This window comes from Thermosynechococcus sp. JY1331 (genome assembly GCF_031583475.1).
Taxonomy (GTDB): domain Bacteria; phylum Cyanobacteriota; class Cyanobacteriia; order Thermosynechococcales; family Thermosynechococcaceae; genus Thermosynechococcus.
The window spans coordinates 533,229-549,786 of sequence record NZ_CP134180.1 but is presented as its reverse complement, the minus strand read 5'-3'; the positions used below and the strand labels follow the sequence as shown (position 1 = coordinate 549,786).

The window sequence follows — 16,558 nt, the reverse complement described above, 5'->3', positions numbered from 1 at the left end:
ACTATCCGAAAGTTGCATAAGATGAAGAGCCACAAGAGCCACAATTGCATCAATAGACATAGACGCAGAGGGAGAACACAGCAAGTATTATGCGACTTGATCAGTTTCAATCTTTTTTAGCTGTTGCTGAAACGGGGAGTTTTCAAGCGGCAGCGCGGCGGTGTGGGGTGACGCAACCCACAATTAGTCGGCAAATTCAAGCTCTAGAAGAAAGTTTGGGGATGCAACTTGTTCACCGCTCGAATCGCGCCAAGTTAACTGTGGCGGGGGACTTGTTTTTGCGCCGTGCCCATCGCATCTGGCAAGAGTGGCAGGCCGCCAATGCTGAACTCAAAGCCATGCAAAATGGCCAGCAGCAGGAACTCTGCATTGCCGCTATTCACTCCATTTGCCGCTACTTTTTGCCCACGCTGTTACCGACGTTTTGCCAAGCATTTCCCCAAATGCAGTTGCGGGTGACTGCCCTAGGGAGCGATCGCGCCCTCAAAGTCTTGCAGGATAGCCTAGTAGATCTAGCAATTGTCATGGGCGATCGCCACCTCTTAAAACAGGCGGAATGGGTGATTGAACCGCTGTACAGTGAGCCTGTGCAAGTGCTAATGGCGGCTGAACATCCCCTCGCTGTTAATGAGACCTTGACATGGCAAGAACTAGCTCGCTTTCCCCATGTGGTATTTAAGGATGGCTATGGCATGCGCCGCTTGGTGGCTGAAGAATTTAGCCGTCGGGGTTTACCTTGGCAACCCGCTCTTGAACTCAACACGCCTGATGCGTTTATTGCTGTGATCCGCGAAAGTGAGATGGTTGCCTTGCTGCCGCGCTCTGCCCTCAAGGAAGCGCTCCACGATCCTGCCCTAGGGATTCGTGATTTATCCACGCCACTGCCCCTGCGTCAGGTGTTGGCCATTACCACCCGCGATCGCCTGACCTTACCGCCCGTTGCCCAGTTGCTTACGTTGATCCGCCAGCAGGCTGCCCATGAGTCCTCTTTTTCGTGATCTCCTTAAAAAAGTCGGCAGTGGTGCCCACACCCACAAAGACCTGAGCCGCGCCGAGGCAGCCTTGGCGTTGCAACTCATGCTGGAGCAGGTGGCAACCCCTGCCCAAATTGGGGCGTTTTTGATTGCTCATCGGATTAAGCGACCCACCTCGGAAGAGATGGCGGGTATGCTCGATGCCTACAACGAGCTAGGGCCGAAGATTCCAGCAGTTGAGACCAGTTGCCCCGTGATGATCCTCAGTCAGCCCTATGATGGTCGCGATCGCACGTTTCCCCTGAGTCCTTTAACAGCATTGGTTTTGGCGGCTGCTGGGATTCCAGTACTTCAACACGGGGGCGATCGCATACCCACCAAAGAAGGCATTCCCCTCATTGAGCTATGGCGATGTTTAGGGGTGGACTGGTCAACCCTAACCCTAGAACAAATCACCCACTGCCTAGAGCAAACGGGTTTAGGTTTTGTCTATCTCCCGCGTCATTTTCCAGCAGCCCAAGGGCTAGTCCCCTACCGGGAGCAAATTGGTAAACGTCCCCCCATTGCCACATTGGAATTAATCTGGAATCCTTACCAAGGGCGCAGTCACCTCGTAGCAGGGTTTGTTCATCCGCCGACGGAAGGGATCATGCGCGATGCCCTCTATCTCCACGGTGTTCATGAATTTACTACCGTCAAAGGTCTTGAAGGCGGTTGTGATTTGCCCCGCGAACGCACCGCCATTATCGGCCTTGCCCGTGATCAAGACCCTCCTTGGCAACGCCTGCGTCTCCATCCCCAAGAGTATGGTATGGCCAGCAGTAATGTGCCTTGGCCAGCGGACACAACAACTGCTGCAAAAATGATGGCTGCCGTCTTAGCTGCCGAGGAGCAGCCCCTCACCACCTCCGTTATCTGGAACAGTGGGTTTTACTTGTGGCAGGGGGGCAAAGCCGATAGTCTCAATTCCGGACTCGCACTCAGCAGCGAACTCCTCCGTAGTGGTCGGGTGGCTCAACACCTACAGAAATTGCAAACCATGTTGGAGAAGATATAGATGTTGCGGGAGCGACTGCGCTTTAATTGGCAAGAACTCAGTGGCAGTTTTGGTGATTTGGGTACGGATTTGCCCCTATTGGTGGGGATGATCATGGCTGCCCAGTTGGATAGTGCTAACGTCTTCACTTTGTTTGGCGTGGCACAAATTCTCACGGGGGTATTCTATGGCCTTCCCATGCCGATGCAACCCCTAAAGGCAATGGCTGTAATTGTGATGACGGAAAAACTCACTGGATCTATCCTTTGGGCAGGGGGACTGATGGTAGGAGCAATGATGTTGGTGTTAACGTCCACCGGAATCCTGACCCGACTGGCTCGCTGGATTCCCCAACCCGTGGTGCGGGGGTGTCAATTGGGACTGGGACTGTCCCTAGCCACCGTTGCCCTCAAGACCTACTTGCCCGCGGGTGACCTCTTTGGTTATCTGTTGGGTGCCATGGGCTTTTTGATCTTGCTCCTTTTACCCAAGGAACGGGGAGTTCCCGCAGGGTTACTGGTGGTGTTGCTGGGGGTGGGTGTAGCGATTAGCCGTGTTCTGGCTGAGACAGAATTGCAGTTAACCATTGCTTGGCAGCTTCCCTACCTGCAGCCTTTAGATCCTCAGGCCTTGATTCCCGGACTCGTGCTATTGGCACTGCCGCAGTTACCCCTATCGATCGCCAATGCAGTGATTGCAACCCAGCAAACTGCCCACGATCTCTTTCCCGATCGCCCCCTCTCGATTCGCCAAATTGGCCTCACGTATAGCCTCACCAACTTGATCCTGCCCTTCTTTGGTGGTGTCCCCCTCTGCCATGGCTGTAGCGGTTTGGCAGGACACTATGCCCTTGGTGCCCGCACAGGTGGGGCGGTGGTGATCTATGGCAGTCTCTACCTTCTCTTGGGTCTCTTTTTTGGTTCCAGTGTGGATAAGCTGCTGGAAATTTTTCCCCTCTCGATTTTGGGGGTCATTCTTTTGTTTGAAGCGTGGGTACTCATGGGCTTTATTAAAGATCAAGCCGCCATGCCCGCAAATTGGATGATTACCCTCTTAGTGGGGGCGATCGCCCTCAGTGTGCCCCAAGGCTTCTTAGTGGGCACCCTTGTTGGTACAACTCTGTACTACCTCAGCAGAAAAATGCCACTACAACTCTCCTAGCCCTCTAGGCCAGACCAAATTCCTGCAATGCTGGCCAAAAATTGCGATTCTCGTGGCCGGGCTGGCTGAGCTTCACAAGGGCAAAGCGTTGCAGGGGGGTCAGGGCTGACCATTTTTCCACCGTCAGGCTGTGGTGAGGTACCTTGGTCAGTTGTTGCTGCACTGTCTCTGGCAGTTCAGTGGTGATGTCCCAAGGGTAGGGTTGGCGAATCTCTATATCACTCGGTGGGGTTCCATGGGTGTGGGTCACCCAATCCCGCAGTTGCTGACGATAGTCTGCCTGAGCTTCGGGGGTGTCGCAGGGAGTCACCACAAGCCATTGTCGCTGTTCTTGGGAAAGTTGATGCCAGTGGAGCAGCTTCAGCTTGACCCCACATAAATCTAGCTTATAGCGAACAATCATTGGAATACAGCGTAACGAAGCCGTGAACTCAGCCTCAAACGCAAAGAAGTGGGACATCAATAGCCATAACCCTCCCTAGGGAATCAGATTCTATTATTGCTTGAGGGCAGTGCCGCTTTCCTGCATGGTGGGGGTATGGGGCGTCTGCCGCAACTTCAGGGGCAGCACCTGCACCGCACAGGCTTTGAGTTCTGGCTGCTTTGAGACCGGACAGGCAATGGGATGGGTCAGTTGGTTTGCCTCACCGCTATCAGCAAAGAGAAAGCCCCAGTGCATGGGTACAAAGAGAGTGCCCGGACGAATGGCCTTGGTGAGGATGACCGGCAGGCACACTTGACCGCGACGCGATCGCACCTCCACCCAATCCCCGTCTTTGAGATGTAAGTTTGCGGCATCGTCGGGGTGCATTTCCACAAAGGGATCGGGGTGCATTTTTTGAATTTTGGCAATGCGACCGGTACGGGTTTGAGTGTGCCAGTGGCCGTAGAGACGACCCGTTGTCAGGGTAAAGCTATAGATGTGATCGGTGGGTTCCGCCACGCCCTGACTGTGGGCAAGGCAAAAATATGCCCGTTGATTGGGTGTGTGAAATCGCCAGTCAGTATAGAGGCGTTTGGGTTTGCGGGCTTCTTCATCATCCATACCGGCAGGACAGGGCCACTGCAAGGCGCCTAAACGGGCAAGGCGTTCGTGGCTCAGACCCGATTGATCGCAGGGGCGACCGGCAGTGAGTTGGACAAATTCGGCATAGACGGCAGCGGCATCGGCAAATGGGAAGAGATGCCCATATCCCAAGCGGCGCCCCACCTCAGCAAAAATTTCCCAATCAGGGCGAGCCAGACCGGGGGGCGATCGAAAGGCGGGGGCAAGGGTGACGCGGCGTTCAGAGTTAGTCATCACACCTGTTTTCTCACTCCATTGCGCCGCCGGCAAAATCAGATGGGCATAGGCTGCTGTTTCAGTGGGAAAGTAGGCATCCTGATAGACGGTAAAAGGAGATTTGAGAAAGGCCGCCTTGGCACGCTCTAAATGGGGAAAACTAACCGCAGGATTGGTGGCCGCAATCCACAGCAGACCCACTTCTCCCTGTTCTAGACCTTCGACAATTTGCCATGCCGTGCGACCGGGGCGATCGCTTATTTGTCCTCGCGGCAGTCCCCAAAAGTCCTCTACCTCTTGGCGATGCTGTGGATTGGTCACTTGGCGATAGCCGGGCAACAGATGGCTCAAGCCGCCGGCTTCGCGCCCCCCCATGGCGTTGGGTTGCCCCGTCAGCGAAAAAGGACCACTCCCTGGGCGGCCAATTTGCCCCGTCAACAGGTGGAGATTGATGAGACAACGAGCTTTGGCCGTCCCTTCAGCAGACTGGTTAATGCCCATTGACCAAAGGGAGAGTACCGCTTGGGCATGCCCCCAATAGCGAGCCGCCTGTTCTAGATCACTTTGAGCAATGCCACAGCGTTCCGCTACCCAGTCTGGGGTGTAGGCCGCCAGCAGCCTTACATACTCGGCAAAGCCTTGGGTACACTCCTCTATAAACTCAGCATCGATCTGTCCCCATTGCAGTAGCAAATGGCCAATGCCGTGGAGCAGATCAATATCCGTGCCAGGTCGGATGGCAAGGTGCAGATCCGCCACTTCCGCTGTCGGGGTGCGCCGCGGATCCACAACAATCAACTTGACGCGGCGATCGCGCTTGTGGTGGTTGCGCAGACGATTAAAGACAATGGGATGGCATTCGGCAGTATTAGTACCCATAAGGAACGCACAATCGGTAGCCTCCAAATCGTCGTAGCAGCAGGGGGGGCCATCAGCGCCGAAGCTAGCCATGTAGGCCGACACTGCCGAGGACATACATAGCCGCGAGTTGGCATCAAAGTTGTTCGTACCCAAACAGCCCTTGATTAGCTTTTGCGCCACATAGTAGTCCTCGGTTTGAAATTGACCGGAACCGTACATACAAATGGCATCGGCGCCCCGCTCACAGCGTACCCATTGGATGCGTTCCACAAGGCGGGTCATGGCCTCGTCCCACGAAATGACCGTAAAGGGCTGATCCAAACGCTCCCGCCACAGGGGGTAAACCAAGCGATCGCGATCAAGGGCTTCTAGAATAGTTGCCCCCTTGACACAGACCATGCCTTGGGAGGAGGGATGCTGGCGATCGCCCCGAATTTTATAGGCTCCCTTGCCTTGAGGGACTGCTTCTAAGCCACAGCCCACCCCACAGTAGGGACACAGCGAGGACACTGGCTCACTTGGTTCAGGCACAGCACGCCCTTTTTCCTCAAACCGCAGGAATTCACAGGAACAGCACCTGACCCCTTGCTCTGAGCAAATGATCAGATCCGCTGTAGCATCGCCATGGAAAAAAAGCTCTTGCCTCGGAAACACCACCCGTTGCCAAGTGGGCTGATTTGACAAATAAATCTGCTGAACGCTCTCGCTGGTATTGCGGTAGTAGCAGAGGTAACGACTGGACTGAACGGCTAACGAGCCAACCCGTGGGGTACTCATACGCTACTTAGTGCCCAAACCGCGTGTACAGAAAGTCAACCACTTGGTTGCGGAGATCGTAGTACTGCGGATTCTCAAGGAGTTGCGATCGCCGCCGTGGCCGCGGAAAAGGCATCTTCACAATATCGCCAATGCGGGCGGCAGGGCCATTGGTCATCATCACCACCCGATCCGCGAGGTACAGCGCCTCATCAATGTCGTGGGTAATCATTAGTACCGTCAGTCGGTGGCTGCACCAAATCTTTAAGAGTTCATCCTGTAACTCCTCCTTCGTGATGGCATCGAGGGCACCAAAGGGTTCATCTAAAATCAACACTTCAGGGCGAATGGCGAGGGCGCGGGCGATCGCCACCCGTTGTTTCATGCCCCCCGACAGTTGAGCAGGGCGTTTGTGGGCAGCCGCTGTTAGCCCCACTCGTTCCAAGTGCTCCTCGACAATTTGGCGCCGGCGTTGGCGAGTTTTCTGGGGATAGACAGACTTCACTGCTAGCTCAATATTTTGATAGGCCGTCAGCCAAGGCAGCAGCGCGTAGTTTTGAAACACCATCATGCGATCCGGCCCCGGACGGCGCACGGGCACGCCATTGAGAGTAATTTCCCCTCGTGTTGGCGCTGTAAAACCCGCAACCATATTCAAGAGTGTGGTTTTGCCGCAGCCGGAATGGCCAATGAAACAGACAAATTCGCCGCTGCTCACCTCAAGGTGAATATCCTCAAGTACCACCTGGTCGCCATTAGCCGTAGGGTAGGCTTTGCTCACCCCATCAATGCGTAGATGCTGGGTGGCCGTTAAATGGGGGTCAAGACGATAGAGGGTTTCCATAGACTTCTCTCAAAAATACCTAGACAGCAACAACCTCTTGGGGATCAACAGTGCGAATATCAAGGCCACGGCGAATCGCAGCCGCCTCAATGTAGCCAAGGGGATTATCGGGGTCAAAGGGCAGTCCATCGAAAAGAGCAAAGGCAGAACGATCTGGCTCATTATCTACAACCTTCAGTTCCCGCGCTGCCGCCCCAAAGAGATCTACCCGCCGCACCTGCTCAACAATTTCTAGCCAGTTTTTTGGGAAGGGCGTAAGTTGCCAGCGAGCCAATTGGGTCATGATCCACAGCCCTTCCAACCGCCCAGGACAGGGAGAGCGATCCACGTAGAACTGGTGAAACCGGGGTTGAAAAGCAGCAACAATGCCATCCCCCCAATCAAGGGGATCCACAAAGCCGGCATAGGCATCCTCAGGAGTACACCCCACATACTCTGGCCGACAAAGCAGTTGGGCAATTTCGGGGCGATGTTTGATCGTATCGCAGTACTCACAGGCTTCGATCAATGCCTTGACCAACGCTTGGTGTAGCTGCGGGTTGGCCTGCACCCAATCGGAACGCATACCCACAACTTTTTCCGGGTGCCCCGACCAAATATCCAAATCCGTAGCGACAATCACCCCAATACCCTCGCGCACTGCATGGGAATTCCACGGTTGACCGACACAAAAGCCACTGATATGGCCGGCCTTGAGGTGATAGATCATTTGGCAGGGGGGAATCACCAACAACTCGACATCGTAATCGGGGTCAATGCCAGCGGCGGCCAGCCAGTACCGCAACAGGAGGTTGTGCATTGATGCGGCATGAACCACTCCCAGCCGGGGGCGATCGCCCGTGCGCTGAATATAGGCGCGCAGATCTTCAGCAGTCTTCACCCCCTGCTGCCACAACTGGCGACTAAAGGTGATGGCATTGCCATTGCGACTCAGCACCAACGAGGTCATCAGCGGTTGTGAAGGCTGACCGTTTAACCCCAAGGTCATGGCTAAGGGCATGGCCGCCAACAGTTGAGCGCCCGTCAAGCGACCCGCGATCACCCCCATCACCAAGTCCTGCCAGCTTTCTTCGCGATGCAGCGTGACTGGCTCCAAACCATACTTAGCAAAGAAGCCCATTTCCTTGGCGACAATGAGGGGGGCACTGTCTATCAGGGGCATAAAGCCAAGGGTCAGACCTGCCGGCACTGTTGGTGCAACCATGGGCACCTCCAAAGGCGGGCGGCGGCGTTTCTGCTGATTGAGAAAGGCAATCATCTCATTGCGCAGGCCATAGTAGCTGGGATGGTTGAGCACGTCATGGCGATTGCGGGGACGGGCAAAGGGAATTTTGAGAATTTGGCCAATGTGGGCTTCAGGGCCATTGGTGAGCAGCACCACGCGATCAGAGAGCAGTAGTGCCTCATCCACATCATGGGTGACCATAATGCAGGTGGTTTGACTGCCTTGACACACTTGCATCAACTCATCCTGCAAAGAGCCTCGCGTCAAAGCATCAAGGGCACCAAAGGGTTCATCCAGCAGGAGCACCTCCGGTTGAATCGCCAAGGCACGGGCGATCGCCACCCGTTGCTTCATCCCCCCCGACAGTTGGGCAGGGAACTTCTCGCGGGCTTTACTGAGGTGCACCTGTTCCAGCGCCGCCTCTACCCGCTGTCGTTGCTCTGCCTTGCTCAAATGCCCCAGCACCGCCGCTACCGCCAAGGCCACATTCTGGTACACCGTTTTCCAAGGCAACAGCGAATAGTTTTGGAACACCACCATGCGATCGGGACCCGGTTCCGTCACTTGCCGTCCTGCCATCACCACGCCACCACTGCTAGGCCGCTGAAAGCCAGCAATGATATTCAAGAGCGTGGACTTGCCGCAGCCAGAGTGACCGACAAGGGAAATAAACTCCCCTTTTTGGATTTCGAGGTGGATATTCTTGAGAGCAATGTAGCGATCGCCCCCGGGCAGATCAAAAACCTGATCCACATGGTCAATTTCAATAAACGGTAAAGACTTGGCCATAGGGTTAAACAACCTAATGTTCGACAGTAAGGGGAAAAGAGGGGAGGATGGGTTACGTGAGGGAGCTAGGAATGCGCCTCTTCACCGTGGCTGAGCAGGCGACCCACAAAGGCCACCGAGCGATCCAGAACCAGGCCGACAATGCCGACATAGATCACGGCAACAATAATTTCACTAATCAGAGAACTGTTCCAGGCATCCCAAATAAAGAAGCCAATGCCGACACCGCCAATGAGCATCTCCGCTGCCACAATCGCCAACCAAGACAGCCCAATGCCAATGCGCAGCCCCGTAAACACATAGGGCACCGTTGCTGGTACGAGAATATTCAGGAAATAATCCTTGCGGGAGAGCTGCAACACCCGTGCCACATTCTTGTAGTCCTTGGGAATTTGCTGCACACCAACGATCGTGTTGATGATAATCGGCCAAATTGCGGTAATGAAGATCACAAAAATCGCTGCCGGTTCATTGTCCCGCAGAGCCGCCAAGGAAATGGGCAACCACGCAAGGGGGGGCACCGGACGCAACACCTGCAAAATGGGATCCACTGCATCGTAGAGCACTCGACTAGAGCCAATCAGCATCCCCAGCCCCACCCCAATGACTGCTGCCAAGGAAAAGCCAACGGCCACCCGCCGCAGACTGGAGAGAATTTGCCACCCCAACCCCACATCCGTGCCACTCCCTTGATAAAAGGGATCAACTATCAACCCCCAAGTTTCAGTAATAACAGTGAGGGGCGTTGGCAGGCGAAGTAGCCCCGCCATGCAGACAAACTGCCAAATGACCAAGAAACACAGCGCCCCCAAACTACCCAGTACCACTTTGCGGAACATCGCTGACTTCTTGAGATGCTTTAACCAGCGCCGCCGTCGAGATTGAGTGAAACCCATAGAAGAACTTGCCATTGCTCTTTACCTCTAAACTTTTTTCAAATCCAAACCACTCAAGTAGGCCTGAGGATTTTGGGGATCAAAGGCCACACCATCAAAAAAGGTCTCCACGCCCCGAGAGGTGGTGGTGGGAATTTCCGCTGCCGGCACCCCCATCGCTTGAGCGGCTTCGCGCCACAGATCCTCACGGTTCACTTTTTGGATGAGAGCTTTAGTGTCCATATCCGGCGGCAAATACCCCCAGCGAATGTCCTCCGTCAGGAACCACAGATCATGACTTTGGTAGGGATAAGAGGCATTGTCTCGCCAGAACTTCATCGCTAGATCGGGGTTGTCAAAGGTACGGCCATTGCCAAAGTCAAACTTACCGAGGGAGCGATCCAAAATATTCTTCTCGGGTACCTTCAACCATTGCCGCTGGGCAATTATCTTGACCATTTCTGGTTTATTTTCAGGTTGATCACACCACTGTTGTGCTTCCATCACAGCCATCAATAGAGCTTTAGTGGCCTTCGGATGCTGATCAACCCAATCCGCCCGCAAAGTCAGCGATTTCTCAGGATGATCCTGCCAAAATTCACCCGTGGTAATAGCATCAACCCCCACCTTTTGATTCACCGCTTGTTGTGGCCATGGCTCAGCCACACAGAAAGCTTCCATGGTTCCAGTTTTCACATTGGCCACCATTTGCGGAGGAGGCACAACGATCACAGAAACGTCCTTCTCAGGATCAATGCCGCCGGCAGCCAGCCAGTAGCGCATCCACAGATCATGGGTGCCCCCTGGAAATGTCACTGCCACTTTGATCTGCTCTTGCTGATTCTGGGCACGCCGTTCAGCACGGGTTTTAGCAAAGGCCTCCTTCAGGGGGCTACTGTCAGTCCTGATATTGAGATCCTTGTAAGCATTGGCCAAGACAATTCCCTGACCATTTGTGTTTAACCGCGCCAAGATATACATGGGTACAGGTTTGCCACCGGTAATGGTTCCCACGGTCATCAGGTAGGGCATTGGTGTGAGAATGTGGGCACCATCAATGCCACCCCCGGCAGAACCCAAGACCAAGTTGTCGCGGGTCACGCCCCAAGAAGCCTGCTTAATCACCTCCACATCGGGCATCCCATACTTGGCAAACAAGCCCTTTTCCTTGGCAATAATCAGGGGAGCCGCGTCCGTCAGAGCAATAAAGCCCAGTTTCGCTCCCATTACTTCTGGAGTTTCCGCTAGGGTGGTGGGTTGGGCAACATCACTAGTTTGCTGGCTATTACCACAACCGTGGGAGATCAATGTCACGGCCGTTGTAGCCGCAGCGGTCACGAGAAAGTGACGCCGGGAGAAAGTCACCATTGGTTTACAAATCCTTTAATTCCTAAACAATCGACAAGGCTAATTCAGCGTGTATCGGAACCTGCAGCGTATGTGAACTGATGGGCTGAGCACCAAAGTGATCAATCAACAGTTGGCGCAGTACCTCCGGCAGTTCATCACAGGGAATCGCTTTTTTCACACAGGTGCCCAGCTTGGCATCCTTACCGACCTTGCCACCCATGTACAAATCCACGGCATCCACGGTTTCGCCATTACGACGGGTTTTTGTACCCATCAGGCCAATATCAGCCACTTGGGGTTGACCACAGGAGTTGGGACACCCGGTCCAGTGAATGCGCACCGGTTGGGGGAGCACCAGTTGTTGATCCAGCCAGCGAGCAAGGGCAAGGGCACGATTTTTGGTTTCAATAAGGGCAAAGTTGCAAAACTGAGCACCCGTGCAGGAAACGAGGGCGCGCTCTAAAGGCGGTGGTTCCGGCCGAAACTTAGTGAGGAGGGGTTCACGCAGCAGGCTTGGTAAAACAGCGCTAGGCACATGGGGAATGATCAGATTTTGCTCCACTGTCAGCCGCACTTCCGATTGGCCATAGACTTGAGCTAGCCGTGCCAACTCATAAAAATCAGTGGCATAGAGGCGCCCTACGGGCACATGCAGTCCCACATAGTTCAACCCCCGCTGTTTTTGGCAATGCACCCCCAGATGATCTCGCTTGTCCCAGTCAATTTCATCCTTGGGAGCGGCACTGAGGAGTTCAAAGGGGAGTTTAGTGGCCACTCCTGCCCGGAATTTCTCGATACCCCATTCATCAATCAGCCACATGAGCCGCGCTTTTTGGCGATTGCCCCGTAGACCATGGTCACGGAAAATTTCAAGGATGGCACGTGAGAGGTGCACCACAGCATCATCGGGAGGCACCCAAGCATTGAGGGGGATAGCGGCAGCGCAACGCCGAGCAGAGAAGAAACCACCGACTAAAACATTGAAGCCCAAACGCCCTTGCCGATAGGCAGGCACAAAGGCCACATCGTTAATTTCGGCATGGACAGAGTTATCCCGCCCCCCCTCGATCGCAATGTTGAATTTGCGGGGTAGATTGCTAAATTCCGGATTCCCCTGACCATTGTTGGTAATCATCGCCTGCAATTTCATAATCAGGGGGCGAGTATCAATGAGTTCCGCCGCATCAATGCCCGCCACTGGCGATCCAGTGAGGTTGCGCACATTGTCCATGCCGGATTGCATGGAGGTCAGGCCACAGGCTTGCAGCCGCTCTATGATTTCGGGAATATCCTCAATGGGCAGACCCCGAATCTGAATGTTTTGACGGGTGGTAATGTCACCATTGCCGTTCTCACCATAGCGATCCACAATTTCGCCAAGGGTTCGCAGTTGTTGACTGGTGAGAATCCCATTGGGTACCCGCAGCCGCATCATGAACCTGCCGGGGGTAACGGGGCGAAAGAAAATCCCAAGCCACTTGAGGCGGACATCGCGGTCAGCTTCAGGCATGTTTTCCCAGCCCATGGCTGCGAATTTCTCTAGCTCTCGTTTAACCGCTAAGCCATCTTTCTCTTTTTTAATGGCTTCAATTTTGTTGCTCACGGTTGTTGCCCTTGTCTTCAACGGGTTACTTGAACATCCAATTTAGGCACCTGAACCATAAACATTTGTAAATCTTGCTACATTTTTCTTGTCGCTATACAGTTTTCGTATTAAAAATATGCCAAAGCTGTATCTAACCTTAACTTCAGGGCGGGGGATTAAATCTGCCCAAACAACTAAAACAGCCCAAATTGCTCTATAACAAGATGACAGCCGGTAGCGGTAGCCACTATTTTAGAAAAAGGCTGTTGATGACAATAAATTAAGCGATAAATAAAAAGCTGCACCCTGAGGTTAGCCCTAGCTAGGATGCAGCACGCAACGTTCTAATGATTTTGCAGGTGGATGGGGGGTCTAAGTGCCAGAGGTCCAAGAGTTCATGTACTCCACCTGTTCGGGAGTGAGGGTGTCAATGGCAATGCCCATGGCTTGGAGTTTCAAACGGGCAATTTCTTGATCCACGGCGGTGGGAATGGGGTGGATGCCGGCTGCCAACTGACCTTTATTTTTGACGAGATATTCACAGCCAAGGGCTTGGTTGGCAAAGCTCATATCCATCACACTGGCGGGGTGGCCTTCAGCAGCCGCAAGGTTAATCAGGCGGCCTTCACCCAAAACAATGATGGATTTACCGCTGGGGAGAATGTATTCCTCGGTGAAGTTGCGCACGACGCGGACTTCCTTGGCGAGGGTTTTCAGGGTGGCAAGGTCAATTTCAATGTCAAAGTGACCGGAGTTGGCTACCATTGCCCCATCTTTCATGACGGCAAAGTGCTCGGCGCGAATCACATGCTTATTCCCCGTCACGGTAATGAAAATATCCCCAAGGGGCGCCGCCTCAAGCATGGGCATGACCCGGAAGCCATCCATGACTGCTTCAATGGCTCGCACAGGATCAATTTCCGTCACAATCACATTGGCACCCATGCCCCGTGCCCGCAGCGCTGTCCCTTTACCGCACCAGCCATAGCCAGCCACGACAACGGTTTTACCGGCAAGCAGAATGTTCGTTGCCCGAATGATGCCATCGAGGGTGGATTGACCGGTACCGTAGCGGTTGTCAAAGAAGTGTTTGGTGTCGGCATCGTTGACATTAATGGCGGGGAAGGTGAGGACGCCATCGCGGAACATGGCCTTGAGGCGGACAATGCCAGTGGTGGTTTCCTCGGTGGTGCCAATAATGTCACTGAGTTGGTGCTGGCGTTCTTTGACGAGGGTGGCGACGACATCACAGCCGTCATCAATGATGATGTTGGGACGGTGATCAAGGGCAATATTGACGTGGCGCATATAGGTGGCGGTGTCTTCCCCTTTTTGGGCAAAGACCGGGATGCCGTAGTTCACCACTAGGCTAGCGGCGACATCGTCTTGGGTGGAGAGGGGATTACTGGCAATCAGCACCGCGTCAGCACCGCCGGCTTTGAGGGCGATCGCTAGATTGGCGGTTTCTGTGGTCACATGGCAACAGGCGGCCAAGCGAATACCGGCAAGGGGCTTTTCTTTCTCAAAGCGATCGCGAATCTGCCGCAGTACCGGCATCTCCCGACTGGCCCACTCAATGCGCTGCTGCCCTAAGGGTGCAAGGCTCAAGTCTTTGACATCGTGACGAACAGGGGCTTCAGATTTAATCGGAGAAGACACCATACTGCGGTTCCTTAAAAAAGGTTACGGCTCCCCATTATACGCAAGAATCGCCTAGGGGGAATTCTTCCGCAGTACCCAACTGGTCACCGTGCCGCCGGGGAAAATGAGCAAATTCACGGTGCCAATTTCCAAAAGATGCCCCTTGCGATTGCGAAACTGAAAGGTGCAGAGATCTACCCCCCCTATTAGTTGACAACCCATCAGTTCACTATAGCCTTGACTGAGGAGATAGGCCACAATCGGGGTCGTTGTTGTCGGATTCACCATTGCCGGATTAACCACGGGTTGCCAACCGCGATCAAGGAGGCGTTGGCGGGCATCGGCGTAGCTCATGCCTTGGCGTAAACGGGGTAGCCGCTGCGCAAGGGCACTCGGCGCAAAGCCAACCCCTGCTGCCAGTAAACCAAGGGCAATGAAACGTTTCAGCAATACCATAGCAATTGCTTGTTAAATGCCAATCGCTATACGCTGCAAGGGTCAGGTTCATGCAGGTTCCAGAGGTGAAACTTAAGCCCCCACGGCTTCTTTGGCAGCATAGAGCACTTCTACGGTGATCTCGCTAATCCCCTGTTCGCGGGCAAATTTTTCGGTGTTGCGCTTCACCTTGCCGCGCACAAAGCCGGGAATCTTGTTTAATTCCGCTAGCCCATCCGCGGTCCATGTCAAATCCGAGTCGGCGGAAAGCCCCTTGTGAATCACGTCCTTAGTGTCGTGGCCACCAAAAATCTCTAGCAGGTGGTCTTCCATGCCCAAGGTGAAGGAGTTGTAGATTAAATCCACCAGTTGATTCGTGCCCTCATAGCCCAAGAAGGGGCGATAGCCCACGGGAAAGTCTTGGATGTGGATGGGAGCGGCAATAACACCACAGGGAATGTTGAGGCGTTTGCCCACATGGCGTTCCATTTGGGTGCCAAAGATGGCTGCAGGTTCTGCGCGGGCGATCGCGTCCCCCACCACGGTGTGGTCATCGGTAATGAGTACTTCGTCACAAAAGCCCGCCACCTCTGCGCGGAACCAATCGGCATCGTATTTGCAGTACGTCCCCGCCCAAACAACGTGGATGCCCATTTCCCGACTAAGAATTTTGGTCATTGCCGCTGCGTGGGTATTGTCCCCAAAGACCACTGCTTTTTTACCGGTGAGGTTTTGGCAGTCAATGGAGCGGGAAAACCAAGCGGCTTGGGACACCTCGCGAGTTTGGTGCTCAATAAAGGCCTCATAGTCCACGGGGGCACCTTGAGCATTAAGCACCGCTTGAATGGCACGGATACAGCGGGCGGTTTCCACCACACCCATGGGCGTAATGCTGACGCTTGGCTGGCCAAATTCGGCTTCTAGGTACTGGGCGGTGAGACCGCCAATTTCTCGATAGGGAACTAGGTTAAACCAAGCTTGGGGCAGGCGCGCAAGGTCGTGGACGCTGGCACCGGCAGGAATCACCAGATTCACCTCAATCCCAAGGTTGGCCATGAGTTGTTTCAGCTCGCGGCAGTCATGCTGATTGTGGAAGCCGAGGGTGGTGATGCCAATAATGTTGACGCTAGGGGTGGGGGTTTTGTTGGTCACTAAGGTGCCTTGGCGGCGGGCTTTGTCAATATAAAACTGCACGATTTGCTCAAGGGTGCGATCGGCGGCTTGCAATTCATTGACGCGATAGTGATTGACATCCGCCAAGAGGACATCGGCAGTGGTGCTGAGGCTGGCGCGTTGGACAAAGTTTTGTAAGTCTTCCTGAAGAATGCTGGAGGTGCAGGTGGGGGTGAGCACAATTAAATCAGGGTGCTCTTCAGTGTCTTTGCGGGTGATATTGTCCACCACTTTTTCTTGGGAGCCGCGTGCCAAGACATGGCGATCGACAATACTGGCGGTGACAGGCGTAAAGTCGCGCTCTCGCTCGAGCATCGATCGCATGACGTTGAAGTAGTCATCTCCAAGGGGCGCGTGCATAATGCCATGAACATTTTTGAAGGAACTGGCAATGCGCAGAGTGCCAATGTGAGCCGGCCCTGCATACATCCAGTAGGCAAGTTTCATCGCGTCAACTCCTTGGGCAAAGGCATTTTGATGTCCGATCGCGATCGTAGCGAGGCTCTTTCCCTCGCCCGACAAAACGTTGGAAAACTTCAAGGAAGCGGGAATGCAGCTTAACATCTCAACA

Annotated in this window: 13 protein-coding genes; 3 read left to right on the top strand and 10 right to left on the bottom strand. The window is 54.1% G+C overall.

Going from position 1 to position 16,558, the window contains the following annotated elements:
* The first annotated feature begins 89 nt into the window (after positions 1-89).
* Genes RHJ31_RS02525 through RHJ31_RS02515 form a run of 3 tightly spaced genes read left to right on the top strand, consistent with a single transcriptional unit; the run spans position 90 to position 3,171 of the window.
* Complete coding sequence (locus RHJ31_RS02525; RefSeq protein WP_206200936.1) at positions 90-998, top strand: LysR family transcriptional regulator; 909 nt, start codon at positions 90-92, stop codon at positions 996-998.
* A complete protein-coding gene (locus tag RHJ31_RS02520) occupies positions 979-2,031 on the top strand; it encodes an anthranilate phosphoribosyltransferase family protein (RefSeq protein WP_302677255.1) in 1,053 nt (350 codons plus the stop codon). The genes RHJ31_RS02525 and RHJ31_RS02520 overlap by 20 nt, the downstream gene beginning before the upstream one ends.
* Complete coding sequence (locus tag RHJ31_RS02515) at positions 2,032-3,171, top strand: putative sulfate/molybdate transporter (RefSeq protein WP_302677254.1); 1,140 nt, start codon at positions 2,032-2,034, stop codon at positions 3,169-3,171. It begins immediately after the preceding gene.
* Positions 3,172-3,175: 4 nt separating this feature from the next.
* Here the strand turns inward: RHJ31_RS02515 and RHJ31_RS02510 are convergent, their stop codons facing one another.
* The 10 genes from RHJ31_RS02510 to bchB form a co-directional block, all read right to left on the bottom strand.
* Positions 3,176-3,631, bottom strand: coding sequence for a nitrate reductase associated protein (locus RHJ31_RS02510; RefSeq protein ID WP_206200933.1), 456 nt, complete (start codon positions 3,629-3,631; stop codon positions 3,176-3,178).
* Positions 3,632-3,667: 36 nt separating this feature from the next.
* Positions 3,668-6,091 carry a molybdopterin oxidoreductase family protein gene (locus RHJ31_RS02505; RefSeq protein WP_302677253.1) on the bottom strand — a complete coding sequence of 808 codons (2,424 nt, stop codon included), beginning with the start codon at positions 6,089-6,091 and terminating at the stop codon, positions 3,668-3,670.
* Positions 6,092-6,098: 7 nt separating this feature from the next.
* A complete protein-coding gene (locus RHJ31_RS02500) occupies positions 6,099-6,914 on the bottom strand; it encodes an ABC transporter ATP-binding protein (protein ID WP_302677252.1) in 816 nt (271 codons plus the stop codon).
* 19 nt (positions 6,915-6,933) lie between these two features.
* Positions 6,934-8,928 carry a nitrate ABC transporter ATP-binding protein gene (locus RHJ31_RS02495; RefSeq protein ID WP_302677251.1) on the bottom strand — a complete coding sequence of 665 codons (1,995 nt, stop codon included), beginning with the start codon at positions 8,926-8,928 and terminating at the stop codon, positions 6,934-6,936.
* A gap of 65 nt (positions 8,929-8,993) precedes the next feature.
* On the bottom strand, positions 8,994-9,839 hold the full coding sequence (gene ntrB / locus RHJ31_RS02490) for a nitrate ABC transporter permease (protein ID WP_302678762.1): 846 nt from the start codon (positions 9,837-9,839) through the stop codon (positions 8,994-8,996).
* A 12-nt stretch (positions 9,840-9,851) separates the two neighbouring features.
* Positions 9,852-11,171 (bottom strand): CmpA/NrtA family ABC transporter substrate-binding protein, encoded by a 1,320-nt coding sequence (locus tag RHJ31_RS02485; protein ID WP_302677250.1) that lies wholly within the window; start codon positions 11,169-11,171, stop codon positions 9,852-9,854.
* A gap of 22 nt (positions 11,172-11,193) precedes the next feature.
* Positions 11,194-12,756, bottom strand: a complete 1,563-nt coding sequence (locus tag RHJ31_RS02480) for a ferredoxin--nitrite reductase (RefSeq protein WP_302677249.1) — start codon at positions 12,754-12,756, stop codon at positions 11,194-11,196.
* Positions 12,757-13,110: 354 nt separating this feature from the next.
* Positions 13,111-14,400 carry an adenosylhomocysteinase gene (gene ahcY, locus RHJ31_RS02475; protein ID WP_302677248.1) on the bottom strand — a complete coding sequence of 430 codons (1,290 nt, stop codon included), beginning with the start codon at positions 14,398-14,400 and terminating at the stop codon, positions 13,111-13,113.
* Between the two features lie 51 nt (positions 14,401-14,451).
* On the bottom strand, positions 14,452-14,835 hold the full coding sequence (locus tag RHJ31_RS02470) for a hypothetical protein (protein WP_302677247.1): 384 nt from the start codon (positions 14,833-14,835) through the stop codon (positions 14,452-14,454).
* 72 nt (positions 14,836-14,907) lie between these two features.
* Positions 14,908-16,434: a ferredoxin:protochlorophyllide reductase (ATP-dependent) subunit B gene (gene bchB, locus RHJ31_RS02465; protein WP_302677784.1), complete on the bottom strand. Its 1,527-nt coding sequence runs from the start codon at positions 16,432-16,434 to the stop codon at positions 14,908-14,910.
* Positions 16,435-16,558 lie beyond the last annotated feature (124 nt).

Bases quoted from the DNA above. Each gene is read 5' to 3' on its own strand.
- RHJ31_RS02525 (WP_206200936.1), top strand. From the start codon at position 90: ATGCGACTTGATCAGTTTCAATCTTTTTTAGCTGTTGCTGAAACGGGG.
- RHJ31_RS02520 (WP_302677255.1), top strand. From the start codon at position 979: ATGAGTCCTCTTTTTCGTGATCTCCTTAAAAAAGTCGGCAGTGGTGCC.
- RHJ31_RS02515 (WP_302677254.1), top strand. From the start codon at position 2,032: ATGTTGCGGGAGCGACTGCGCTTTAATTGGCAAGAACTCAGTGGCAGT.
- RHJ31_RS02510 (WP_206200933.1), bottom strand. From the start codon at position 3,631: ATGTCCCACTTCTTTGCGTTTGAGGCTGAGTTCACGGCTTCGTTACGC.
- RHJ31_RS02505 (WP_302677253.1), bottom strand. From the start codon at position 6,091: ATGAGTACCCCACGGGTTGGCTCGTTAGCCGTTCAGTCCAGTCGTTAC.
- RHJ31_RS02500 (WP_302677252.1), bottom strand. From the start codon at position 6,914: ATGGAAACCCTCTATCGTCTTGACCCCCATTTAACGGCCACCCAGCAT.
- RHJ31_RS02495 (WP_302677251.1), bottom strand. From the start codon at position 8,928: ATGGCCAAGTCTTTACCGTTTATTGAAATTGACCATGTGGATCAGGTT.
- ntrB (WP_302678762.1), bottom strand. From the start codon at position 9,839: ATGGCAAGTTCTTCTATGGGTTTCACTCAATCTCGACGGCGGCGCTGG.
- RHJ31_RS02485 (WP_302677250.1), bottom strand. From the start codon at position 11,171: ATGGTGACTTTCTCCCGGCGTCACTTTCTCGTGACCGCTGCGGCTACA.
- ahcY (WP_302677248.1), bottom strand. From the start codon at position 14,400: ATGGTGTCTTCTCCGATTAAATCTGAAGCCCCTGTTCGTCACGATGTC.
- RHJ31_RS02470 (WP_302677247.1), bottom strand. From the start codon at position 14,835: ATGGTATTGCTGAAACGTTTCATTGCCCTTGGTTTACTGGCAGCAGGG.
- bchB (WP_302677784.1), bottom strand. From the start codon at position 16,434: ATGAAACTTGCCTACTGGATGTATGCAGGGCCGGCTCACATTGGCACT.